Genomic DNA, 4,003 nt, shown 5'->3' on the forward strand with positions numbered 1-4,003 from the left:
TCCGATGTGGTAGCTGGAGCTACCACAAACGCGCACGGGTGGGGGTCAGTTGCCGCGCCTGATCCACTCCTCCAAGTGGGGTGCTTCGGTGCCGATCGTGGTGCCGTCACCGTGCCCGGTGTGCACCTTCGTCTCGGCCGGCAACGTGAACAGCCGGTCGCGGATCGACCCGATGATCGTCGGGAAGTCCGAGAACGATCGTCCCGTCGCACCGGGGCCGCCGGAGAACAGGGTGTCGCCGGTGAACAACTCCCCCGCCTCCGGCATGTACAGGCACGTCGAGCCCGGCGAATGCCCCGGTGTCGCGATGGCGACGAGATCGGTACCGGCGACACGGATACGTTCGCCGTCCACGAGGGTGCCGTGCGACACACCGGGGTGGGTCATCTCCCACAGCACGTCGTCGGCCGGATTCAGCAGGACCGGCGCGTCGAGCCGCTCCGACAGCTCCGGCGCGACCGTGATGTGGTCGTTGTGGGCGTGGGTGCATACGATCGCGACGACCGTCCGGTCGCCGACCGCCTCGACGATCGGCTGCGCGGAGTGCGCGGCGTCGACGATCACGACCTCCTCGTCGTCACCGACGAGCCAGATGTTGTTCTCGACCTCCCATTCACCGCCGTCGAGCGCGAACACCCCCGACGTGACGACCCGGTCGACCCGCGCGGACCCGGTGGCGCTCACAACACCACCACCGAGCGGAGCACCTCACCGCGGCGCATGGTCTCGAACGCCTTCTCGACGTCGTCGATACCGATGCGTTCGGTGACGAACTTCTCCAACGGGAGCCGTCCCTGCTGGTACAGGTCGACGTAGGTCGGGAAGTCCCGTTCGGGCAGGCAGTCGCCGTACCAGGAGCTCTTGAGGGATCCGCCGTGGGAGAAGAAGTCGATCAGCGGCATCTCGAGGGTCATGTCGGGTGTGGGCACACCGACGAGTACCACGGTGCCCGCGAGATCGCGCGCGTAGAAGGCCTGCTTGTACGTCTCGGGTCGACCGACCGCCTCGACGACGACGTCGGCGCCGAACCCGCCGGTGATCTCCCGGATCCGTTCGACCGGGTCCACGTCGGTGGAGTTGATCACGTGGGTGGCGCCGAGGTCGGTGGCCCACGCGAGTTTCTTGTCGTCGCGGTCGACGGCGATGATCGTTCCGGCACCGGCGAGCCGCGCACCCATGATCGCGGCGTCGCCGACACCGCCGCAGCCGATGACGGCGACGGACTGGCCGCGGGTGATCCCGCCGGTGTTGACGGCCGCGCCGAGCCCCGCCATCACGCCGCAGCCGAGCAGTCCGACGACGGCCGGATCGGCGCTGGGATCGACCTTGGTGCACTGCCCGGCGTGGACGAGGGTCTTGTCGGCGAACGCACCGATACCCAGAGCCGGGGTCAGCGCGGTGCCGTCCTCGAGGGTCATCTTCTGCGCGGCATTGAACGTGTCGAAGCAGTACTGGGGCTGCCCGCGCTTGCACGCGCGACACTGCCCGCACACCGCGCGCCAGTTCAGGACGACGAAATCGCCGACCGCGACCGAGTCGACGCCCGCACCGACGGACTCGACGACACCGGCGGCTTCGTGGCCGAGCAGGAACGGGAATTCGTCGTTGATGCCACCTTCCCGATAGTGCAGGTCGGTGTGGCACACACCGCACGCGGCGACGGCGACGACGACCTCACCCGGGCCCGGGTCGGGGATCACGATCGGCACGACCTCGACGGGTGCGCCCTTCTCGCGTGCGACGACTCCCCGGACGGTCTGTGGCATGGTGTGGCTCCTTCTTCGCGTGTCACGGTTCGGTTCCTCCGACCCTAGCGACGACGACGGACGCCCGGGCCTGATCGAACGGCCGGGCGCGCCTGGCCGTTCGAACGGTGCTCGACGCCGTCCCGACGACCACCGCGGGCCTGCGGGGCACGCTCGCCGGCCGCGTTCTCGAAAGTCGGCGTACCACCGTCGACGACGTGCTCGAATGAATCTCGGTCGGGTGCGGGTGTGTAACGCCCGGCGGCCCCGGGGCGACGTCTGTGGTGACCCGCTCACATCCCGCCGGGCCGGTGACGCAGTGCGCGACGGCCCCGTGGTCGACGGGGCACGGCACGGGACGCCGGCCGAACCCGGCTCGATCCCTGCCACCCGGTTCCCGACACCGAACGTCCGACACGGTGAGAACGGATAGGTAACGCCCATGGCCCGACAGTCACGCAACCGGATCCTCGCCGGTGTCCTCGCCCCGTGTGCGCTCGGAGTCGCCGCGGTGGTCGCGGTGACCGTGTCGCAGCCGGACGGACCCACCTCCGCCGATCCGGCGCTGATGGCCTCGACCGGGACCTGCTACGACATGGTCAGTGTCTCCCTCGGTGGCCGCGGCGACGCGCCGCACGACGAGAGCAAGCGGATGGTCACCCCCGACGGCACCGTGCTGCCCGGGGTGCGCTCCGACGAGTACAGCAGCCACTGGGTCGATCCGGTGGTCAACGCGCCGCGTGACGTGGTCGGCGACGAGTCGTATGCCGCCGTGTACGTGGACTATCCGGCGCACATGAACTCGTACGAGGACGCCGTCGACGGCGGTGTCGAGAACACCGCGGCGATCATCCGGGCGATCCACGAGTCGTGCCCCGACACGCAGTTCGCGATCGTCGGCTACAGCGAAGGCGCCGACGTCGCCCGCCGCGCCGCCCAGGAGATCGGCTTCCAGGAGCCGGACGCCGACGGCAACTACGACATCGTCGACCCCTCCTCGGTGGTCGGTGTGGTGATCCTCGCCGACGCCGGTCGCAGCAGCGGCGACGGGCCGTTCCCGGGCGCCGAGAACGAGTTCTCCCGCCCGGACGGATTCGACCGCAAGTACCAGGACGGCAGCGTCGCGACACCGGGCAGCGGTGCGCTGCCCGGCACGTCCGGTGGGTTCGGAGCACTCGACGGCAAGGTCGCGTCGTTCTGCTCCGAGGGTGACCTGACGTGTTCGGCCCCGGAGAACATCGCGCTGCTTCAGCTCGCGGTCAACGTCGGCCGTCAGCTGAACATCGACTCCATGCAGGCCCACGGGTTGACCCCGGAGACGGCGCTGAGCACCGCGGAGGTGCTCAGCGGGGTCGCCCTCGCCGCGTTGGCCGACATCTCGACGCAGGACGACTGGATGCGCTCGGACGAGACCTTCCTCGACGTGCTGATCAAGGTGTCGGATCCCGCGTACGTTCCGAACACCGACGACGCGCAGACCGTCGCGGCCACCGACCCGACGGTGGTGGACCGCCCCATCCCGGCGAACGCCCTCGCCAACCTCGCCTACCTTCCGGAGAAGCTGTTCAAGGAGGTCGTCGGGTTCATCGAGGACAACGAGAACACCCTCCAGGTGGTGCTCAGCGACCCCTACCAGCAGACCCTCGGCCCCGACACCGGTCATCACTTCGACTACTGGCGTGACGAGGACCCGGCGAACGGCAAGGAACTGTCGTCGGCGGAGTACGCGGCACAGTGGTTGACCCACCTGGCGGAACAGGCGAAGAACGGGCAGACGGTGCCGACCGACGTCGATCCGAGCACCGCGCGTCTCGTGGACGCCGAGGATGCCTCGACGTCCGACACATCCGAAACCCCTGCGACGTCCGAGACCACGTCGACGGTCGTCCCGGACGCGATCGTCTCCGAGGGCACCTCCCCCGACGCGACCGTTCCGGGTGCCGCCGCCGGCACACCCGACCCGACCGTCGGCGACGCCGGCACCGACATCGCGCCCACCGACACGGTTCCGCCGCCGACCGATCTTCCGACCCCGGTTCCGGCCGAGGTTCCGGCGGGCACCGCGGCGCAGGATCCCGCAGCCACCGGATCGACGTCGGCCACCGAACCCGGTACCGACACCGCGTCGACGGGGACACCCACCGGGCCCGCTGTTCCGTCGTCGACGACGCCGACCACCACCGCGTCCGTCACGGCGCCGCAGCCGGCGGCCTGACCACGACGACTCGGGTGTCCGGGCCGCGGGATCATCCCGCGGC

Annotated in this window: 3 protein-coding genes; 1 reads left to right on the forward strand and 2 read right to left on the reverse strand. The window is 69.9% G+C overall.

Annotated features, from left to right (window positions below; translation table 11 throughout):
* Positions 1-45 precede the first annotated feature (45 nt).
* Both LDQ05_RS19365 and LDQ05_RS19370 read right to left on the reverse strand, forming a co-directional pair.
* A complete protein-coding gene (locus LDQ05_RS19365; RefSeq protein ID WP_226438578.1) occupies positions 46-684 on the reverse strand; it encodes an MBL fold metallo-hydrolase in 639 nt (212 codons plus the stop codon).
* Positions 681-1,766: an S-(hydroxymethyl)mycothiol dehydrogenase gene (locus LDQ05_RS19370; RefSeq protein WP_226438579.1), complete on the reverse strand. Its 1,086-nt coding sequence runs from the start codon at positions 1,764-1,766 to the stop codon at positions 681-683. Before LDQ05_RS19370 ends, LDQ05_RS19365 begins: the two co-directional genes overlap by 4 nt.
* Positions 1,767-2,187: 421 nt before the next feature.
* On the opposite strand from LDQ05_RS19370, the gene LDQ05_RS19375 reads away from it, so the two are divergent.
* Positions 2,188-3,960, forward strand: coding sequence for a cutinase family protein (locus tag LDQ05_RS19375; RefSeq protein ID WP_226438580.1), 1,773 nt, complete (start codon positions 2,188-2,190; stop codon positions 3,958-3,960).
* Positions 3,961-4,003: the final 43 nt, after the last annotated feature.

This window comes from Rhodococcus yananensis, assembly GCF_020515525.1.
GTDB classification, from domain to species: domain Bacteria; phylum Actinomycetota; class Actinomycetes; order Mycobacteriales; family Mycobacteriaceae; genus Rhodococcus; species Rhodococcus yananensis.

What these genes read in the sequence shown, in the direction of transcription:
- LDQ05_RS19370 (WP_226438579.1), bottom strand. Translation starts at nt 1,766, where the DNA reads ATGCCACAGACCGTCCGGGGAGTCGTCGCACGCGAGAAGGGCGCACCC.
- LDQ05_RS19375 (WP_226438580.1), top strand. Translation starts at nt 2,188, where the DNA reads ATGGCCCGACAGTCACGCAACCGGATCCTCGCCGGTGTCCTCGCCCCG.